At 71.5% G+C, this 13,283-nt stretch carries 12 protein-coding genes and 1 pseudogene; 6 read left to right on the forward strand and 7 right to left on the reverse strand.

The window, feature by feature from the left end:
• The first annotated feature begins 24 nt into the window (after window positions 1-24).
• Window positions 25-390 (forward strand): VOC family protein, encoded by a 366-nt coding sequence (locus ACFYZA_RS28130; RefSeq protein WP_382596006.1) that lies wholly within the window; start codon window positions 25-27, stop codon window positions 388-390.
• A gap of 196 nt (window positions 391-586) precedes the next feature.
• On the forward strand, window positions 587-976 hold the full coding sequence (locus ACFYZA_RS28135) for an ATP-binding protein (RefSeq protein ID WP_382596008.1): 390 nt from the start codon (window positions 587-589) through the stop codon (window positions 974-976).
• A gap of 84 nt (window positions 977-1,060) precedes the next feature.
• On the opposite strand, the gene ACFYZA_RS28140 is transcribed toward ACFYZA_RS28135, so the two are convergent.
• From ACFYZA_RS28140 to efeU, 4 genes are all read right to left on the reverse strand, one after another.
• Window positions 1,061-2,221 carry a DUF6236 family protein gene (locus ACFYZA_RS28140; protein ID WP_388493394.1) on the reverse strand — a complete coding sequence of 387 codons (1,161 nt, stop codon included), beginning with the start codon at window positions 2,219-2,221 and terminating at the stop codon, window positions 1,061-1,063.
• A gap of 40 nt (window positions 2,222-2,261) precedes the next feature.
• Entirely contained in the window at window positions 2,262-3,227 is a 966-nt protein-coding gene (locus tag ACFYZA_RS28145; RefSeq protein ID WP_388493395.1) for a pirin family protein, read from the reverse strand.
• Between the two features lie 163 nt (window positions 3,228-3,390).
• Window positions 3,391-4,662 (reverse strand): iron uptake transporter deferrochelatase/peroxidase subunit, encoded by a 1,272-nt coding sequence (efeB, locus tag ACFYZA_RS28150; RefSeq protein ID WP_388493397.1) that lies wholly within the window; start codon window positions 4,660-4,662, stop codon window positions 3,391-3,393.
• Window positions 4,663-4,756: 94 nt separating this feature from the next.
• Complete coding sequence (gene efeU / locus ACFYZA_RS28155) at window positions 4,757-6,847, reverse strand: iron uptake transporter permease EfeU (protein WP_388493398.1); 2,091 nt, start codon at window positions 6,845-6,847, stop codon at window positions 4,757-4,759.
• A 320-nt stretch (window positions 6,848-7,167) separates the two neighbouring features.
• On the opposite strand from efeU, the gene ACFYZA_RS28160 reads away from it, so the two are divergent.
• From ACFYZA_RS28160 to ACFYZA_RS28170, 3 genes are all read left to right on the forward strand, one after another.
• Window positions 7,168-7,980, forward strand: coding sequence for a hypothetical protein (locus ACFYZA_RS28160; protein WP_388493399.1), 813 nt, complete (start codon window positions 7,168-7,170; stop codon window positions 7,978-7,980).
• 142 nt (window positions 7,981-8,122) lie between these two features.
• Window positions 8,123-8,512 carry a tetratricopeptide repeat protein gene (locus ACFYZA_RS28165; protein ID WP_388493401.1) on the forward strand — a complete coding sequence of 130 codons (390 nt, stop codon included), beginning with the start codon at window positions 8,123-8,125 and terminating at the stop codon, window positions 8,510-8,512.
• Between the two features lie 113 nt (window positions 8,513-8,625).
• Entirely contained in the window at window positions 8,626-9,675 is a 1,050-nt protein-coding gene (locus tag ACFYZA_RS28170) for a M4 family metallopeptidase (RefSeq protein WP_388493403.1), read from the forward strand.
• A 22-nt stretch (window positions 9,676-9,697) separates the two neighbouring features.
• Here ACFYZA_RS28170 and ACFYZA_RS28175 read toward each other — a convergent pair.
• The 3 genes and pseudogenes from ACFYZA_RS28175 to ACFYZA_RS28185 form a co-directional block, all read right to left on the reverse strand.
• A pseudogene (locus ACFYZA_RS28175) lies at window positions 9,698-10,195 on the reverse strand (MgtC/SapB family protein); the annotation flags it as partial.
• A gap of 240 nt (window positions 10,196-10,435) precedes the next feature.
• Window positions 10,436-11,683: a phosphodiester glycosidase family protein gene (locus ACFYZA_RS28180; protein WP_388493405.1), complete on the reverse strand. Its 1,248-nt coding sequence runs from the start codon at window positions 11,681-11,683 to the stop codon at window positions 10,436-10,438.
• Window positions 11,684-11,835: 152 nt separating this feature from the next.
• Window positions 11,836-12,315 carry a GNAT family N-acetyltransferase gene (locus ACFYZA_RS28185; RefSeq protein WP_382596034.1) on the reverse strand — a complete coding sequence of 160 codons (480 nt, stop codon included), beginning with the start codon at window positions 12,313-12,315 and terminating at the stop codon, window positions 11,836-11,838.
• 222 nt (window positions 12,316-12,537) lie between these two features.
• Here ACFYZA_RS28185 and ACFYZA_RS28190 point away from each other — a divergent pair, with 222 nt between their 5' ends.
• A complete protein-coding gene (locus ACFYZA_RS28190; protein ID WP_388493406.1) occupies window positions 12,538-13,278 on the forward strand; it encodes a hypothetical protein in 741 nt (246 codons plus the stop codon).
• The last annotated feature ends 5 nt before the right edge of the window (window positions 13,279-13,283 follow it).

A 13,283-nucleotide genomic window follows, 5' to 3' on the forward strand; every position in this document is an offset into this window, starting at 1 on the left:
ACGACCGTTCTCGACAGGAGTGCCATGTCCACCATCCAGCCCGTGATCGTGACCCCCGACCTGGACGTTCTGCTCGGCTTCTATACGAGGCTGTTCGGCGCCGAGGAGACATTCCGGGTACCGGAGGAAGGCCCCGTCTTCTACCTCGGCCTGCGCATCGGCGACACCGACCTCGGGCTCGTGGCCGAGGACCCGGGCACCAAGGCGCCCTCGCGGATCCTGCTCAGCATCGGCGTGGACGACGTCGACGAGACGCTCGGCCGGGTGGAAGCGCTGGGCGGCTCGGTGCGCGGCGGGCCGAACGACATGCCGTGGGGTCAGCGCGTGGCCCACATCCAGGACCCCGACGGCAACCCGGTGAACCTGACGCAGCCGACCCCGGCCCGGTGACGCGGTGGCGGTGTCCACCCAATATCTATCGCCGCCAAGATAGACTTCCGCGTGTTCGACAGAGAGGTAATCGACGTCGAAGAACAACGCGACAGAGGGCAAACCGGACGCGGTCGGGGTTAACGGGCCAAGACGCGGGCATATGGCCTGCCAAGCAGGAACCCGGGTACGGACGATCCAGAGACCAGGTGAACCGATGGACACGATGAGCCTCAGCACCACAGCGGTCCGCTCCCCAGCCCCCGTCGCCGACGCACGCGACAGCACGTGGGACTTCCTCGATGGGCTCACCCGCCCCGTCGCTGCCGATGCGGCCGACACGGTGGTCCTGGTCGTTTCGGAGCTCGTCACCAACTCCCTGCGCCACGGCGGCGGCACCTGCACCCTGGACCTGACCGCGCACCCGGACAGCATCGAAGTGGCCGTGCACGACCGCAGCACGCAGGCTCCCCAGATGCGCGTCCCCGACCTGGACGGTGACGCCGGCGGGTTCGGCTGGCCGATGGTGAACCGCCTCGCCCACGCCACCTACGTGACCCACAGCAGCGCGGGCGGCAAGACCGTCAGCGCCCTCCTGCCCCGCTAGCACCTTCGACGCGCCCACCAGCGGGCCGGAACGGCCCGGCGTGCCGCCATCAGGAGCCGGGGAGTGGCGAGTTGGGGGTGGCCGTCAGCTGGGAAAGCCCAGCCGCGTCCGCTTCGACATCTGTTCGGCGGCGAGCAGATAGGCGACGGGAGAGTCCGTTCTCTGCTGCCGGCGGGCCTTCAGGCGCCCCGCGATGTACGGAACGACCGTGAGTGCGACCGCCCCGGCTCCCAGAGCCGGGCGGCCTCCGGAAACGGCAAGGGCGCCGAGCGCCGTGCCGGAGACGGCCCCGAGGTCCACCTTCAGTCCCAGCGTGCCCACCGTCGACTCCACACCGAATGCGCGCAACGCACGGCGCAGTGCGTCCAGTTGCGGTTTGGTGGACCGCTCGTAGAGCGCCTGCAGGTGGGCCCGGGCCATCTCGGGGTTCTCGACGGCGGCGATCTGTGCGAGTTCGGTCGCGAGGGAGTCGATGTGCGCGTGGAAGGCCGCGAGTTCGGGTGCGTATCTCTGCCGGAAGGCCACCAGCCGGGACACGGGCACGGCGGCAATTCTCTCGGGCCGGATCACCGCGCGGAGCGAGAGGTGGACATAGGCGGCCCGGGTGTCCCGGAGGGCTGGGGTCACGGACAGGTCGAGCAGATCGGCGAGGCGGTCGAGGGCGCCCACCGCGTGGTGCATCCGGGGGTCGTCGGTCACGGGCGACAGTGCGTTGTGACGGGCGACGGTGTCGGCCAGAGCGGTGAGGTAGACGGCGCCCAGGCGGGGGTGGAGCCCGACCCATGGATCACGCCCGTCGACTTGGACGGCCAGCCCGGCGTCGAGCAATTGGTGCCGCAGCGTGGACGACATCTTGGTGCCGGTTCCGCCGCAGTAGATCCACAGCAGGGCCGGATGGTGCTCCGGCTCCGTGATCCGTTGGCTGGGCGGCGGGAACAGGTGCTCAGCGACACCGAGCGCGGGATCCGCCGTTCGTAGACGCAGGGTGTTCAGTTCCCAGGCCAGGTCCTCGTACCCGAGGAGTTCGAAGAAGGCGTCGGCCACTGTCTCCAGATCGTGCCTGCCCGGAGTGACCTCGTGCAGCAGATCGCTCTCCCCTCGGATCGCGCGGACCACCTCGCTGTCGCGGTCATCGACCGTGCGAGGACGGAGCCTGACGATCCTCTCCCACGACAGCAGCGCGAGCTTGAGCCAGTCGGTGTCCTGGAAATGCATCCACGGGTAGTACAGAGCGATCGATGCCATGTCCCCTCCAGCTGCTCGACGCGCCTTCCCCCGGCCCGGTTCAGCGCACTCGCCCTCGCGGCTTCAACGGCACCGGCGGGAGTTCCGGGGCGGGGATGGGGGCGCCGTCGTAGCCCTTCACCTCGCCGAACCTCGAACCCGTCATCCAGTCCGAACGGGCCTGCTGGATCTCCTCGTTGGAGCGGCCCACGAAATTCCACCACATCAGGATCTCCTCCTCGAACGGTTCACCGCCGAGCAGCATGACGGAGGCGTCGGAGGTGGCGCGGAGGGGGAGTTCGGTGCGGCCGCAGCCCAGGTAGAGCATCGAGCCGGGGAGCAGCGGCACTTCGTCCACGTGGGCCTCGCCCGACATGGAGAGGACCGCGTATTCGAAGTCGGGGTTCAGCGGGAGCCTCGGCTCGGCGCCCGCCGTCAGGGTCACGTCGGCCCCGACGATGGGGGTGTACGTGCTGCCCGGTGACACGGCGCCGTCGAGTTCGCCGAGGATCACCGTCGCGTCGAAGCCCGGCGCGGTGACGTGCGGAAGCTCGGCGTGGTGCTGGAAGTGCGGCTCGACGTGGCGGTGGGCGTCGGGCAGGGCGACCCACAGCTGGGCTCCGTGCAGGAACCGGCTGTGCGACTTGGGGGTTTCCTCCGAGTGGCTGATGGCCCGGCCGGAGGTCATCAGGCCCAGCTCCCGGGGGCGTACGGTCTGGAGGCTGCCCAGGCTGTCGCGGTGCAGGACCTCGCCCTCGTGCAGCCAACTCACCGTCTGCAGGCCCATGTGCGGGTGCGGGGCCACCTGCATGCCGGGCTCGTCGGCGATGTCGTCGGGGCCGTAGTGGTCGACGAAGGCCCAGGCGCCGACCATCCGGCGGCCCAGGTTCGGCAGCAGCCGGCGCACTTCGGTGGACTCGCCGAGCTTCACGGTCCGGGGCGAGAGGAGCTCGCGCACCGGCTCGGCCACGACGAAGCCGCGTCCGCCGCAGACGGAGAGCGCGGGCTGGCGATCGAGATTGCTCATGCGGCCAACCTATTCCCTCGCGGGGCCACCGCGCCGCGTTCGGCGGGAGCGGGCCGCGGCATCGGGTACCGCCGCAGGCGCCCGATCCACCGGGCGGACCGCGCCGCACCGCGAGCGCGGCGTACGCTCCGCCTCCCCCGCCGTCCGGTCCCTCCCCTCCTCCTCACATTCCCAGCAGACCCCGCCCCAGCCAGTCGGAGGAGTCCTTCGCGCCGGGCAGGGCGAAGAAATAGCCCCCGCCCGTCGGGGATATGTAGTCGACGAGCGGCTCGTCGACCAGGCGTTCCTGGGTCGCTTCGAACTGCCGCTTCACGTCCTGCTGGTAACAGCAGAAGACCAGCCCCATGTCGAGGTTGCCGACGTTGTCGATCCCCCGGTCGTAGTTGTAACCCCGGCGCAGAATGCGGGAGTTGTCGGTCGCGGCGGTCCTGGGGTTCGCCAGGCGGATGTGGGCGTCCAGCGGGATCGCGTTGCCCTGCGGGTCCTTGGAGTACTGGGGGGCATCGGTCTCGGCCGCGCCGTCCAGCGGCGCACCCGTGTCCTTGCGGCGGCCGAACATCTTCTCCTGCTCGGTGAGCGAGACCCGGTCCCAGAACTCGACCAGCATGCGGATGACCCTGATCACCTGGTAGCTGCCGCCGACCGCCCAGGACGGCTCGCCCAGCGCGTCGCCGACCCAGATCAGCCGGTCGGTCTCGCGCGCGGACCTCACGTCCGGGTTGACGATGCCGTCCTTGAAGCCGAGCAGGTTGCGCTGGGCGCCGGTGGGACGCGGGGCGTTCTGGAAGCCGTCGACGCGCCACTTGATCTGCATCGCGCCCCGGGTGTGCCGGGCGATGTCGCGCAGTGCGTGCAGCACCACGTCCTGACGGGCTCCGCAGATCTGGAGCGAGAGGTCGCCGTGGCATTCGGCCGGGTCGAGGTTGTCGTTGGGGAAGGTTCGCATGGGTGTGAGGCGTACCGGCTTGGCCTTGGCGAGACCGTACCGGTCGTCGAACAGCGAGGCGCCCACGCCGACCGTGACGGTCAGCTCGTCGGCCGGGACCACGGGCCCGAGGATGCCGTTGTCGGACGGCGGGGCGCCGACGCCGAGGTCGGCCGGTGCGCCGCCCGTGGTCAGGAAGCGGGCCCGTTCGGTGATGGTCCGCAGCAGCTCAGCGACGCCCTCCCGGCTGTCGGCGATGACGTCGAGCGCGGCGAAGGTCGCCGCCGGGGGCTGCGAGGTGAGGATGCCCGCCTGGTGGGCACCGTGGAAGGGAACCGCGCCCGAGTCGCCGGCAGCGGCCGCGCGAGCCGGCCCGGCGCCGGTCTGACTGAGCGCGACCCCTCCTCCGGCCAGGACCGCGCCGGCCGCGCCCGCACCCAGGGCCGTCTTGACGAAGGAACGCCGTCCGGCGGGGCAACTGCCTTGAGGGGCGGAGTATTCGGCGGGCATGACGGGGTTCCCTTCGGGATGTACGGGGGTCGGGTCGGTACGTGGCGGGCATCGCTTCGCCCGGGGCTCGCGAAAGGGCGGTCGAGGTTCGGCATCAGGCGGACTTGCGGATCTCCAGGAGGTCCGGCACCGGGGCCAGGTCCTCCAGGAGCTGCCCGGTCGCACCGTTCAGCCGGCCTCGCGCGATCGGGTCCAGCTGGCCGACCGGCGTCCAACTGCCCTGCCGGTGGGCGGAGTCGAGCAGCCTCTGCACGCGGGCGATGTCGCTGTCGACCGTGGAGAGCAGCGGTGCGTCGCGCGCGACCAGCAACGGGCGCAGCACGCCCAGGAGTTCACGCGTCCCGGCCAGGTTGGCGTCGGCGGTGGCGAGGGTGGTTCCGCTGCCCTGGTCGGCTTCGCCGGTCAGCTCGAACTGGAGCGTGTTCTCCAGAATCTCGTGGGTCCGAAGGGGCAGGTCGGCGGGGTCGAACTCCTGCGTGGGAAAAGCTTTCTGAAGGCTCGTCACATCCGTGACCAGCTGGTCCGTCGGCGCTTTCAGATCGCTCGCCGACTGGCCGTGCCACAGGCCGTACTCGACGCGGTGGAATCCCGTGAAGTCCTTGTCGTGCACTCCGTCGGGGAGCCCTGCGGTCCGGCCGTTGATCTTCTTGTCGAAGTCCTGGAAGGTGCCGTAGGCGGCGCCCAGCGAGGCATACGTACGGTGTGCGGTGAGCCAGTCCGTCCGGGCGGCGTCCAAGTCGCCGCCGGCCATGTCGTCGCCCAGCTTCTTCGTCTGCGCGACGAGGGCAGCCAGACCCTGGTTCACGTACTGCTTGTACGCGGTGAGCGGCGCGACCAGATCGGCCTCCGCGACCGGGACGACCGCCTTGGCAGCGCCGCCGCCGCTGACGCGTACGGCCGCGGAGGTGACGGCCTTGCCGCCGGTGGGCACGCAGCGCCAGGCGTAGGAGCCGCCCGAGACGGTGGCGACCAGGTCGCGGGTGGTACCGGGTGCCAGGCCCTCGATCTCGCCGTACACCGCGTTGCTCGCCGGGTCGATGAGATAGACCTCGGAGGCCTTGTCCCCGGTGTTGTGCATCTGGAAGGTCCGGCGTCCGGGCTTCGGCGCGGTGAACCCCTTGCCGCAGTCCCGCTCGGACACGGCGACGGTCTGGGCGCCGGCCGGCTTGGACCCGCTCAGGGCCACCACGACTCCCGCGACGACGGCCGGTGCGGCGACCACGGCGACGGGCACCAGCCAGACGGGGCGCCGCCGAGCACGCGCCCCGGACGGCTCGGCTCCCCGGGCAGCGGCAGCGCCAGGCTCGCCACCGGCACCGGCTACCGCCGCGGCCGCCTCGACGGGCCCGGCGGGCTTCGCCGCCGCGCCCCGCACGTCCCGCACGCCCCGCACGAACAGCGTCATCACCACGCCCAGGTACCCGACATAGCCCACGGCCTGAAGCCACGTCATCGCCGGGGTCAGGTTGAAGACGCCCTGCACCAGGGTGCTGTACCAGGCGGACGGGTCGATGCTCCGGCTCAGGTCGAAGGCGTACGCGGACTTGCCGGGCAGCACCCCGCCCTCCTGGAGGTCCCGCAGGCCGTACCCGAGGACCCCCGCAGCGATGACGATGAGGACGGCGCCCGTGGCGGTGAAGAACTTCGTGAGGTTGATCTTCAGGACCCGCCGGTACAGGCCCCAGCAGAGCCCCGTGGCCAGGACGATGCCGATCCCGGCGCCGATCATCGGGCCCGCCGACTCGCCGGCCGCCCGGGCCGTGGTCCATAGGAACAGCGCGGTCTCCAGGCCCTCACGTCCGACCGCGAGGAACGAGGTCACGACGAGCATGCCCGCGCCCATGGCGAGCGCCCCGGTGACCTTCTCCTTGATCTCGCCGGCGAGGCTGCGGGCCGAGCGGCGCATCCAGAACACCATCGCCGTGACGAACACGACCGCTATGACGCTGAGGGTGCCGCCGAACGCCTCCTGGGCCGTCGCGGACATGTTGGCGGCCGAGAAGGTGAGCACCGCACCGAAGCTCATCGCGAGGGCGACCGCCGCGAGTACGCCCGTCCACACCTGCGGCAGGCGTGACTTGGCCTCGGCACGGACGAGCGTCGCGATCAGGATCGAGACGATCAGTCCGCCTTCGAGCCCCTCCCTCAATCCGATCAAGAAGCTTGGAAACGCGTCGTCCCACATGCCGTTCTCCCCAGCCCACGAAGGCGCTTCGCTCAGTTAGCGAAGGCATACCTTAGTCATGGATTCGCACTGGCGTCTACACGGGTGTAGTCAAGGAACTCCCATGCGGGAGCCATCGCGGCCCGGATCCTTACGCGCCGACCGTGCGCCGCGTGGCACGACCACCGCACCCGGCGCTCACCCCCACAGCTCCATCGTCTACAGTCACGTAGACATTCGTCGGGCCGTGATCGTCGCCCGGCCGGACACAGGGCCCAACCATGCCTGGAATCAAGGCAGTTGAGGCCGGGGCGCGGTGCGCCGGGAGGGTGGGAACGACCATGGGGCAGCCCAGCAGTGAGGCGTTGGCGAGGCCGCTGACGGAGGGGCGCCCCCGCCGGGCCGCACGCCCGAGCGGCTCCGCCCTGAGCAAGGTGCCCGAGGTCACGGCCCTGTTCTGGGTCGTCAAGGTGCTCACCACCGGCATGGGCGAGACGGCCTCGGACTACCTCGGCCGCACCCTCGGCCCGGTCCCCGCCGGAGCCCTCGGCCTCACGGGCCTGGTGGTCGCGCTCGTGGTGCAGTTCCGCGGCGACCGGTACCGGCCCTGGACGTACTGGTCGGCGATCGTCATGGTCAGCGTGTTCGGCACCATGGCCGCCGATGTCGTCCATGTGATCGCGGGCGTCCCGTACGCGGTCTCCACGGCGGCCTTCACCGTGGCGCTGGCGGCGGTGTTCGCCGCCTGGTACCTGAGCGAGCGGACGCTGTCGATCCACAGCATCCGCACCCGCCGCCGGGAGTCCTTCTACTGGGCCGCCGTGCTCGCCACCTTCGCGCTGGGCACGGCGGTCGGCGATCTCACGGCCGGCACGCTGCACCTCGGCTACCTCGCGTCCGGCGTGCTCTTCGCCGCGCTGATCGCCGTGCCGGCCCTGGCCGGCCGCCACCTCGGGCTCAACGCGGTGGCCGCGTTCTGGTGGGCGTACGTCCTCACCAGGCCGCTCGGCGCGTCCTTCGCCGACTGGATGGGCGTCCCCGTCACCAGGGCCGGCCTGGGCTGGGGCACGGGCCCGGTCACGCTCGCCCTGATCGTTCCGATCGCGGCCCTGGTCGCCGTGCTGGCGAAGCGGCACAAGGGCGCCGGGCGCTGAGCGACGTGCGGCGCGAGGTAGGCGGCGCGCGGTGAGCGGGGCCGTCCGGTCGCGCACCTGTAGGTAGTGGAATGTTCAACAACACCTTGGTGTTGAGCGGGGTGAAAGGCCCCGGCCCCGGGGCCCGGAACAGGACGCACCCATGACCACCGCACGCGATGAAGTCACCGACCGCTACTACGAGTTCGGCACCCCGGCCGACCGCTGGAGCCGGGCCCTGATGTTCTTCGAGGCCAAGGAGTACGTGACGGCCGCCGGCATCCTGACCGGCCTGGTCGCCGAGGTGCCCGAGCAGGTGGCACCCCGGCTCCTCCTCGCCCGCGCCTACTACCACTCGGCCCAGCTGAAGAAGGCCGAGGCGGAGCTGCGGGCCGTGCTCGCGCGCGACCCCGTCGAGCAGTACGCGACGCTCATGCTGGGCCGCACCCTGGAGCGCCAGGGCCGCCCGGCCGAGGCGGCGCCGCATCTGCGGATGGCCGCGGCCATGGCGGGCGAGTTCCCCGAGCCGGGGTCCGGGCCCGCGTTCGCCTGAGGCCGCTAGCACGGGCGCCCCTCATCGACCAGGGGCGCTCGCCGGACGTCACATTCCAGCCAACTCGACTGCGGGCGGTGACAGTTGGGTCACGCTGTGCCACATTGCTGCGCATGAACAATCCCGCCGTTTTCTGCACAGTCGTACCTCCCCACGTCCTCGACCGGCTGGCCCAGCACGAGGACCCCGCCGTGTACGGGCCCGCGCGCCGCACCCTGGAGCACGACGCCCAGCTGCGCACCCAGCGCCGGATCACCACGGTCCGGGGCGCCGCCGCCCCCACCACCGCCCCGTCGGACAAGCCGGACCGCACCATCTACGACGCCGGGCACCAGGAGACGCTGCCCGGCAGCAAGGTGCACGCCGAGAGCGACACGCCCTCGACGGACGCCACCGTCAACCGCGCGCACGCCGGGCTCGGTGCCACGTTCGAGTTGTATCTGAAGGCGTACGGGCGCCATTCCATCGACGACTCCGGGCTGCCGCTGACCGCGAGCGTGCACTACGGCGAGCAGTACGACAACGCCTTCTGGAACGGCGAGCAGATGGTGTTCGGCGACGGGGACGGCGAGCTGTTCCTCGACTTCACGCTGCCGGTCGACGTCATCGGGCACGAGCTGACCCACGGCGTCACGCAGTACACGGCGAACCTCGACTACTTCGGGCAGTCGGGCGCGCTCAACGAGTCGGTCTCCGACGTGTTCGGCTCGCTCATCAAGCAGTACGCCCTCGGCCAGAGCGCCGACCGGGCCGACTGGCTCATCGGCGCGGGTCTGCTCGGACCCGGCGTCCACGGTGACGCGCTGCGCTCGATGAAGGCACCCGGCACAGCGTACGACGACCCCCGGCTCGGCAAGGATCCGCAGCCGGGCGCCATGAAGGACTACGTGCGCACGAGCCGCGACAACGGCGGGGTGCACATCAACTCGGGCATCCCCAACCACGCCTTCTACCTGCTGGCCACCGCGCTCGGCGGCAACGCCTGGGAGCGGGCCGGGAAGATCTGGTACGCCACCCTCACCGGCGGCGAGCTCGGCAAGGACGCCCAGTTCGCCGACTTCGCGCGGCTCACCGCGGCGACCGCGCGCAGCCTCTACGGCGAGGGCGACGAGATCCAGGCGGTGCTCAAGGCCTGGTCCCAGGTCGGCGTGCCGGCAACCTGACGGACGGCCGGTCCACGACCGGCCGCTCGCACCCGACCGGCACCCGCGCCTCGTCCCGTACGTCCTCGGCCTCGGAGGTCTCGGGGCCGCACCGGGGCGCGGGCGCCCGGTCGAGCAGCCGGCCGGCGGGGCGCAGCAGCAGATGTACGGCGAGGACGGTGGCGGTGCCGATGAGCGCGAGGTCGAGCCGGCCGGAGGCGGCGAGGACCCCGAGCGCGGCCGAACACCACAGCGTGGCCGCGGTGTTGAGGCCGTGCACGGAGGCGCCGTCGCGCAGGATGACGCCGCCGCCGAGGAATCCGATGCCGGAGACGACGTAGGAGGCGACCCGGGTGGGGCTGGTCTCGTCGCCGACCGCCTCGCTGTAGAGCACGAACAGGGTGGCCCCGGCGGCGACCAGGGCGTTGGTGCGCAGCCCCGCGGTGCGGGCCCGCCACTGGCGCTCGACGCCGATCAGGGCGCCGCAGCCGACGCCGACGGCGAGCCGCAGGGCGAAGTCGAAGGTGGTGAGGGTGGACACGGGAGCTCCTCTCACCCGGCCGCGAGCGGCCGGACGTGCCGGCCTCGCGGCACGCCGAGGGGCGCTACCGGAGACCGCGGGGGTGTGGGGACAGGGGGTCGCGCGTCCGATGCCGGTCCGCGCCGCTGTGACTTCGCTCCATGTCCTCACCCCCTCGCCGGGCTCCGGTCTCTCCGTCCTGACCTGTCGACCGTAACCTCTATTTGCACATCCACGCAAGTAGAGGCCGGGCCGCTCCGGTCACTTCGCGTACACCGCCACGAAGTCCCTGGTCGCCTGGTTGTAGTAGCGCTCCGGCGGGTTGTCGAAGTCGAGGATGTTGGTGGGCTCGGGGTCGGCCGGGTTCTTCGTGGGGTCGTAGCTCATGAAGGAGGGCCAGGCCCGGTTCATGTCGAGCGGCATCGCGCGCACGGCGCCCGCCTGCTGCATGAGTTCGGCGAGGGTGCGGGCGGTGAGGGCCTGGCCGACGACCATGATGACGTCCCCCTGCGCGGTGACCCCGACGCCGGAGCGCTCGACGAACATGCGGCTCTGGTCGGTGGCGCCCCACTTGGCGTCGACGTCGATGTCCGGCACGACCTTGCCGTTGTCGACCATGAGCTCCAGGCACTGGCGCACGCCGACCACGTCGCGGGTCATGCGCAGGTCGCGTCCCCACTGGCCGATTCCGATCGACCCGTCCTTGTAGAAGACCTCCGACGCCGCGCCGCCGCGCAGCTCCCCCGCCGTCTCGCCGTCGAGGTAGAAGCCGCCGCGCGAGCCGCCGTCGGTGATTTTGAAGCCCCCGTTCCAGGTCGCGAGGAGGCCGGTGCGCTTGCCCTTCGGGACGTTCGGCGGCACGGAGAAGGTGCCGCCGGGTTCACGCACCCCGGGGTGCAGTTCGAAGCGCGCCTTCTTGCCGCTGATCCAGGCGACGGCCGCCTGGTAGGAGGTGTGGTCGGCGTCGGGCCGCACATAGGTGCCCTGGACGACGGGGTCGCCGTGCGCGGCGCTGAGCACCCGCCACACCCCTTCACCCGGCAGGCCCGGGCTGACCAGCGGCCGCATCGGGGTGCGCAGCGGCACGTTCTGGTGGTGGACCGGGACGGGCGGTGCCGTCGCCCGCATCCGGGCCAGGGCCGCGCTCGGCAGGGAGCCGCCGACCTGCGGGGGGTCGAGTTCGTACTGCAGGTTCTCCAGCTTGTCGACGACCGGGCCCAGCTCGTGCTCGCGGGCCCAGCCGGCCAGACGGGCCGCCGTGCCGTCGTCGCCGGGGTAGGTCAGCGCCTCGCCCACCGAGTAGCCGACCGCGCCGACGCACAGAAGGCACACCGCGAGTGCGCCACGCGTGGCGAGCCTGCGCCGTTTGAGTTGATGCGCCGTCAGATCACTTCGGGGTTTCCACGGCATCCGGCGCCGCCGGCCGACCGCCGTCGCTCCGCTGGGAGCCGCCGCGCCCGGTCCGCTCCGCACGCCGTCGTCTCCCGGCATTCCCGCCCTGTCCGCCATGTCGCCCTCTCTCGGCCGTGTCGGAGCCCCGCGGCCGCATCGCACGGAGGGCCTGCTCCGCCACGGTGGCAGTCGCGGATGGCCTGCCATGCCGATTCATAACGCAATTGGGCTTGTCCGGCATATCGGCCGGGGGCAACCGGATGACCCCCTCAATCCATGGGGAGTTCGAGCTCCGGCCGGTCCCACATCACGGCGGGCGGGTTGGCCGGCACGACGCCGATCCGGCGGGCCCCCACCCCGAGGTAGAAGCCCTCGGCGGGCGGGTGCGAGACGATGCGCACCCGGTCGAGGCCCGCGGCGCGCGCCTTCTCCCGCAGATGGGCGACCAGGAGACGGCCGACACCGAGTCCCTGGGCATCGTCCGCGACGAACAGCAGATCCAGCTCGGGCGGCGTCAGGACCAGCGCGTAGAAGCCGAGCACCCGGCCGTCGCGGTCGACCGCCACGTGCACCTCATGGGTCTCGATGTAGTCCGGCCCCACCCGGTACCCGTCGACCATCGGCGCGTACGGGCCCTCGTAGGCGCGGGAGGCACGCACCAGACGGGTCAGCCGCTTGGCGTCCCGGGCGGTCGCGCGCCGGATGTCCACCCCGCCTCCCACCCGAGGCGCCGTAATGCGTGAAGTCATACAGGGAGTATTACGCACGGGCGGCGCTCTTCCGCCCCGGGCTGCCCTTCAGCCCCGCCAGGCACTCGCGCCCGCCGATGGGATCAAGCCGAATTCCCGCACTCCGGGGGACAGTTGAAGGCGTACGCGGCCCACTGCAGCGGGTGTTCGGGGCGCCCGGCGCGCGTGGCCGATACCGCGTGGTGGGGACAGGCCGGGAGGGGCTCGGGGTAGACAAAGGTCATGACCGACCATTTTCTGTCGCCCGTCCTGTACGTCTTGATGATCGTCGCGGTCATGAAGGTCATGGACGGTCTGCCCCAGCGGACGTTCAGCCTTCGCGAGCCGCCGAAGGTGGCGATCGGTCTGTGGCTGATCGTCGCGATTCCCTCGCTGCTCCAGTTCGCGTTCCCGGGGATCTACGACGTCCTGCACCGGGACTCGGACAAGATCATCGACCACGGCCAGTGGTGGCGGGCGTACACCTCCTTCATGGTGCAGGACGGCGGAGTCGGCGGAACCGCGTTCAACCTCTTCGTCCTGGCCCTCATCGGATACGCCGCCGAGCGGGTGTGGGGCGGCCGGATGATGCTGGCGTTCGTCCCGGCCCTGATGCTCGTGTTCAGCGTGGACACGTTCCTGGTCCACGGGCCTCCCGGGGGCGGGAACTCGGGGCTCACCTTCCGGCTCGCCACCAGCATCGCCGGACTCGCCCTGCTCATCCGTCCCGGTCGGCGCCACTATCTGCTCGCCACCGCGATCGTCGTGGACGGCGTCGTCCTGCTGCTGCTCGGCGACGGCCACGGCGAGCCCATGATCACCGGCATCGCAGCGGGCCTGGTCGCGGCCCTGATCCAGCGCCGCTGGCCCCGGGTGTGGCAGCCGGTGGCGGCGGACCCGGAAGCGGTCCAGCCCCGCTCCCCCGGACGCGGGTCCGAGGGCGAGGCCGCCCCGGGACCGGAGGGCGATCTGGAGGGGCGGTGACGGTC

This window comes from Streptomyces sp. NPDC001828 (assembly GCF_042892175.1).
In the GTDB taxonomy this organism is placed as follows: Bacteria; Actinomycetota; Actinomycetes; order Streptomycetales; family Streptomycetaceae; genus Streptomyces.

Excerpts from the sequence above, each read along its gene's own strand:
- ACFYZA_RS28140 (WP_388493394.1), bottom strand. The coding sequence starts at position 2,221 with ATGGCATCGATCGCTCTGTACTACCCGTGGATGCATTTCCAGGACACC.
- ACFYZA_RS28180 (WP_388493405.1), bottom strand. The coding sequence starts at position 11,683 with ATGGCGGACAGGGCGGGAATGCCGGGAGACGACGGCGTGCGGAGCGGA.
- ACFYZA_RS28130 (WP_382596006.1), top strand. The coding sequence starts at position 25 with ATGTCCACCATCCAGCCCGTGATCGTGACCCCCGACCTGGACGTTCTG.
- ACFYZA_RS28135 (WP_382596008.1), top strand. The coding sequence starts at position 587 with ATGGACACGATGAGCCTCAGCACCACAGCGGTCCGCTCCCCAGCCCCC.
- ACFYZA_RS28165 (WP_388493401.1), top strand. The coding sequence starts at position 8,123 with ATGACCACCGCACGCGATGAAGTCACCGACCGCTACTACGAGTTCGGC.
- ACFYZA_RS28170 (WP_388493403.1), top strand. The coding sequence starts at position 8,626 with ATGAACAATCCCGCCGTTTTCTGCACAGTCGTACCTCCCCACGTCCTC.
- ACFYZA_RS28190 (WP_388493406.1), top strand. The coding sequence starts at position 12,538 with ATGACCGACCATTTTCTGTCGCCCGTCCTGTACGTCTTGATGATCGTC.
- efeB (WP_388493397.1), bottom strand. The coding sequence starts at position 4,662 with ATGCCCGCCGAATACTCCGCCCCTCAAGGCAGTTGCCCCGCCGGACGG.
- ACFYZA_RS28185 (WP_382596034.1), bottom strand. The coding sequence starts at position 12,315 with ATGACTTCACGCATTACGGCGCCTCGGGTGGGAGGCGGGGTGGACATC.
- ACFYZA_RS28145 (WP_388493395.1), bottom strand. The coding sequence starts at position 3,227 with ATGAGCAATCTCGATCGCCAGCCCGCGCTCTCCGTCTGCGGCGGACGC.
- ACFYZA_RS28160 (WP_388493399.1), top strand. The coding sequence starts at position 7,168 with ATGGGGCAGCCCAGCAGTGAGGCGTTGGCGAGGCCGCTGACGGAGGGG.
- efeU (WP_388493398.1), bottom strand. The coding sequence starts at position 6,847 with ATGTGGGACGACGCGTTTCCAAGCTTCTTGATCGGATTGAGGGAGGGG.